Source organism: Rhodoferax sp., from assembly GCF_039922535.1.
In the GTDB taxonomy this organism is placed as follows: Bacteria; Pseudomonadota; Gammaproteobacteria; order Burkholderiales; family Burkholderiaceae_C; genus Rhodoferax_B.
Genome location: NZ_JBDTEM010000076.1, coordinates 1 through 4,230, shown reverse-complemented (window position 1 = coordinate 4,230; position 4,230 = coordinate 1). Strand labels below are relative to the sequence as shown.

At 63.7% G+C, this 4,230-nt stretch carries 5 protein-coding genes; 1 reads left to right on the top strand and 4 read right to left on the bottom strand.

Annotated features, from left to right (window positions below; genetic code table 11):
• Positions 1–837, bottom strand: an 837-nt coding sequence (locus ABI213_RS03095; RefSeq protein WP_348026077.1) for a 4-hydroxythreonine-4-phosphate dehydrogenase PdxA, incomplete at its 3' end; no start/stop codon positions are given.
• A gap of 190 nt (positions 838–1,027) precedes the next feature.
• Here ABI213_RS03095 and ABI213_RS03090 point away from each other — a divergent pair.
• Positions 1,028–1,942, top strand: coding sequence for a LysR family transcriptional regulator (locus tag ABI213_RS03090; protein ID WP_348008124.1), 915 nt, complete (start codon positions 1,028–1,030; stop codon positions 1,940–1,942).
• A gap of 47 nt (positions 1,943–1,989) precedes the next feature.
• On the opposite strand, the gene otnI is transcribed toward ABI213_RS03090, so the two are convergent.
• The 3 genes from otnI to ABI213_RS03075 form a co-directional block, all read right to left on the bottom strand.
• Positions 1,990–2,802 carry a 2-oxo-tetronate isomerase gene (gene otnI, locus ABI213_RS03085; RefSeq protein ID WP_348008123.1) on the bottom strand — a complete coding sequence of 271 codons (813 nt, stop codon included), beginning with the start codon at positions 2,800–2,802 and terminating at the stop codon, positions 1,990–1,992.
• A gap of 61 nt (positions 2,803–2,863) precedes the next feature.
• On the bottom strand, positions 2,864–3,736 hold the full coding sequence (phhA, locus tag ABI213_RS03080; RefSeq protein WP_348008137.1) for a phenylalanine 4-monooxygenase: 873 nt from the start codon (positions 3,734–3,736) through the stop codon (positions 2,864–2,866).
• Positions 3,737–3,738: 2 nt separating this feature from the next.
• The coding region (locus tag ABI213_RS03075) for a transporter substrate-binding domain-containing protein (protein WP_348026075.1) at positions 3,739–4,230 on the bottom strand (492 nt) is incomplete at its 5' end.

Genomic DNA, 4,230 nt, shown 5'->3' with positions numbered 1-4,230 from the left:
GATCTGGCCCTGGTCGTGGTACATGGTGACGATGGCGTGGTACTCGCCATCGCGAGCCTTCAGGAAGATGGTGTCGGCGGGGAAGGGGCCGTCCACCGGGATGCCTTGCGCTTTGAGTGCGGCCACTGCCGGGATGATGGTGTCGATTTCTTCGCGCCCGCAGGTGCCGCCGTCGCCACCGTGCGGGTTGAAGGCCGCCACCGCCACTTTAGGCGCAGCAATGCCGCTGGCCTGCAGCGAGCGGTAGATCAGGGTCGCTGCCTGCTGGATGCGCTCTTGCGTCAGGTAGCTGGCAGCATCCTTGAGTGGGATGTGCGACGACACGCGCGAGGTCCACAAATCGCCCAGCGTGTTGAATTCGCAGAAGTAGCTCTTCACGCCCAGGTACTCGGCAAAGTGGTGCAGCTCGTCCTCGTGCTTGAGGCCACCTTGCTTCATGGCGAATTTGTTCAGCGGTGCAAAGCAGATCGCATCCACCTCGCCACGCTGGGTGGCATCCATGCAGGCATTGAGCACTTGCAGTACCGAGGCCCCGCCGATGGCCTGGGCCTGGCTGCGCACCACCTGCGCGGCGGCCACGGTGTCCATCGGCAGCCAGGCGGGCAGGGAGGTGTCGGCCCGGGCCCGCACTTCGGCAAAGTTGCTGACCGCTTGGGTGGCGACCTGCACACCGGCGATCTTTTGGCCATCGGCCCAGAGCCAGGCATCGCCGACCAGGACGATGTTGGCGTGCGCCGTGGCATCGGTCTGGCCGAGCAGACGGGCGATCAGCTCCGGGCCGATGCCCGCGGGGTCGCCCAGGGTGAGGGCTACGACAGGTTGGGTTGCAGTCTGCATAGTGGCATCCAGTAGGTGGGTTCCAACCGGACGCAAGCATCCATTTACCACCAGACGGGCTGGTCATAACAGGGGGCTTGTCTCCGGTCGCAAAGTCTTCGCAATGCGTTGGGGTGGAGCGTATCTTAGGAAGCCCATTGATTCCCGTATAGTGAAAGTATTTGATGTATTGATTGCCTGGGGTTATCAAATGACTGACACAACTACCCAGCTTCTGAACCGCTTGCGCATGCGCCAAGTGGCCTTGCTGCTGGCGATTGACGAGCACCGCACCTTGCACGCGGCGTCGCAGCAGATGGGCATGACCCAGCCTGCCGCCACCAAGATGCTGCACGAGCTGGAGGACGCGCTGGGCCAGCCGCTGTTTGACCGGGTCGGCCGTGGCCTGCAGCTGAACCCGGCCGGGCAGGCGGTAACGAATACTTTTCGCGGCATGCGCGGCACGATGGAGGCTTTGAGCCGCGAGCTGCAGGAGCTGCGCCTGGGCGGGGCCGGCAAACTCTTCATTGGCAGCATCATGGCCGCGTCGCCAGTGCTGCTGACCGATAGCCTGATCCGCCTGAAAGAGGAGTACCCGCTGCTCTCCATCGAGATATCGGTGGACACCAGCGACCGGCTGGTAGAGCAGATGCGTGAAGGCGCGCTGGACGTGGTGATTGGCCGCATGCTGGGCCCGGCGCGGCAGAACCACCACTTTCGGCCGATCGGCGAGGAGCCGTTGTCGGTGGTGGTGGCCGTGGACCATCCGCTGGCCGATAAACCCAGCGTGTCGTTTGACGACATGCTGCAGTTTCCGTGGATTCTGCAGCCCCATGGCAGCCCGATGCGCGAGGTGCTGGAGCAGGAGTTTCGTGACCACCACACCACCTTCCACCGCGGCCTGATCGAGACATCGTCGATCCTGACGACGACGAATCTGATCTTCAAAACCCAGATGATTGCGGTGATCCCCGAGTCCAGCGCCAGCCGCTACCAGACACACGGCCTGCTGAAAATTCTGTCCTACACCATAGCCCACAAGCTGGCGGCCTACGGCAGCATTGTGCGCAGCGACCGCCCCATGGGCGTGGCAGCCGCCCGGTTTCTAGAATTGCTGCACGCCTAGATTTAAGCTTTTTAGGGCTCTAGCGCATATTGCATCTGCGCTGGCAGCTATTTATTTTGTAGCTGCTGTGCCTGGCGCAACCAGCCCAGGCCTGCCGACGTGCCACCGGGTACCGCCCCGCGGCGGGGCCGGTATTCGCAGCCCACGTGGCCGGTGTAGCCCAGGCCGTCCAGCAGGGCGAATACATAGGCGAAGTTGATTTCGCCCATATCCGGTTCATGGCGCTCCGGCACGCCCGCAATCTGGATATGGCCGACGCGGCCGGTGGGCAGGTACTGGCGCAGCTTCATCGCCAGGTCGCCTTCCATGACCTGGCAGTGGTAGAGGTCCATCTGCACTTTCAGATTGGGCGCACCCACGGCCTGCACGGTGGCGTGGGCCTGGGCCTGGCGGTTCAGGTAGAAGCCGGGCATGTCGCGGGTGTTGATGGGCTCGATCAGCACGTCCAGGCCGACGCTGGCCGCCTGCGCCGCAGCCCAGGCCAGGTTGGCTTCATACAGCGGGCGCAGGCTTTCGCGGCTGCTGCCCGCGGGCAGCAGGCCGGCCATTACATGGATGCGTGGGCAGGCCAGGGTGTGGGCGTAATCCAGGGCCTGGGCAAAACCCTGCCGGAACTCGGCTTCGCGGCCCGGCAGGCAGGCCAGGCCGCGCTCTCCCGCATCCCAGTCGCCCGGCGGCGCGTTGAACAGCACTTGCTTCAGGCCGTGCTGCTGGAGTTGCGCGGCGATGTCGCTGGCCGAGAAGGGGTAGGGGAACAGGTATTCCACGGCGGTAAAGCCGTCGGCAGCAGCGGCGGCAAAGCGGTCCAGGAAGGCATGCTCTTGGTAGAGCATGCTGAGGTTGGCGGCGAATTGGGGCATGCGGCTATTTTTACAGGCTTTTTATGCCGCTGGCGCTTATCCCTCCAGCACAAGCAGCTCTTTAATTAATAGCAATATCGCTATCCAGCCGGGCATCTGCCGCCAGCTCGCCCAGGGTCTGCACCTGCGCATACAGCGGGGTGAAGTCGGGCGCCGTCATGTCAAACAGCTGCTGGAAGCTGTCGATGGCGAAATAGGTCTGCTGGTAGCTGTCGATTTTGTAGCGGGTACGCATGCAGCGCGTGACGTCCAGTGCCAGGCGCTGTGGCTCGGCGCTGCGCACGCTGTGCTGCAGTTCTCCCGATGAACTAAGGATGCCCGCACCGTAGGCCCGCAAGCCGTCCGCTTGCCGCACCAGGCCGAACTCAATCGTGTACCAGTACAGGCGCGACAGCTGCTCGCAAGCGCCCAGCGTGTGTGCCTTCAGGCCGCCCGCGCCATAGGCCTGCATGTGCTCGGCAAACACCGGGTTGAACAGCAGCGGCACATGGCCAAACAGGTCGTGGAACACATCCGGCTCGACGATGTAGTCCATCTCCTCGGGCGTGCGTATCCAGTCGGTCACCGGAAATTTGCGGTTCGCCAGCAGCGTGAAAAACGGCACTTCGGGAATCAAGCCTGGCACGGCCACCACCTCCCAGCCGGTGGCCGGAGTCAGCCGTGCGTTGATCTCCTCGAAGCGCGGAATCCTGTCCTTCACGCCCAGCAAGGGCAGGGCGGCGATGAATTCATCGCAGGCCAGACCCGGCACCAGCGCTGACTGGCGCTCGAACAGCTGGCGGTAGGTGTCGTGGTCTTGCGCGGTGTAGGCCGCGTAGTTTTGCGGGCAGGTGTAGTCGGCCAGCACCAGGCCGTCGCGGGCGTAGTCGCCCCGCGGTGGCCGGCTGCCCTCGCCGTAGACCACGGGCGCGGGTGGGGTGTTGGGCGCAGCCATTTTTAGTGCAACCATTTGTCGGTTGTCGCCTTGTATTCGCCAGTCGCCTGGGCCAGGTGCAGCCACTGGTCGACAAAGGCCTTCATGGCCACGTCGCCGCGCGGCAGCAGATAGGCCATTTCGCCGTATTGCAGCGGCTTGTCGGGGTTGACTGCGCACAGGCCGGGTTTGAGCTTTTGTTGCACCAAGGCTTCGGCGGCCTCGGTCACGAACACGTCGGCGCGGCCTTGCAGCACTTCGTCAAAAATCGTCAGGTTTTCCGGGTGGATGGTCAGGGTGGCCTGCTTGTAGTTGGCTTTGGCAAATTTTTCGTTGCTGCCGCCGGGGTTGGCCACGGCGCGCACCCCGGGCTTGTCGATGTCGGCCAGGGTCTGGAACTTGGCCACGTCGGCGCAGCGCACGATGGGCGTCTTGCCGTTCACCATGTAGGCGGTGCTGAAGAAGGCTTTTTTCTGTCGCTCGGTGGTGACAGAGATGCCGCCCACGCCGATATC

Bases quoted from the DNA above. Each gene is read 5' to 3' on its own strand.
- ABI213_RS03090 (WP_348008124.1), top strand. From the start codon at position 1,028: ATGACTGACACAACTACCCAGCTTCTGAACCGCTTGCGCATGCGCCAA.
- otnI (WP_348008123.1), bottom strand. From the start codon at position 2,802: ATGCCCCAATTCGCCGCCAACCTCAGCATGCTCTACCAAGAGCATGCC.
- phhA (WP_348008137.1), bottom strand. From the start codon at position 3,736: ATGGCTGCGCCCAACACCCCACCCGCGCCCGTGGTCTACGGCGAGGGC.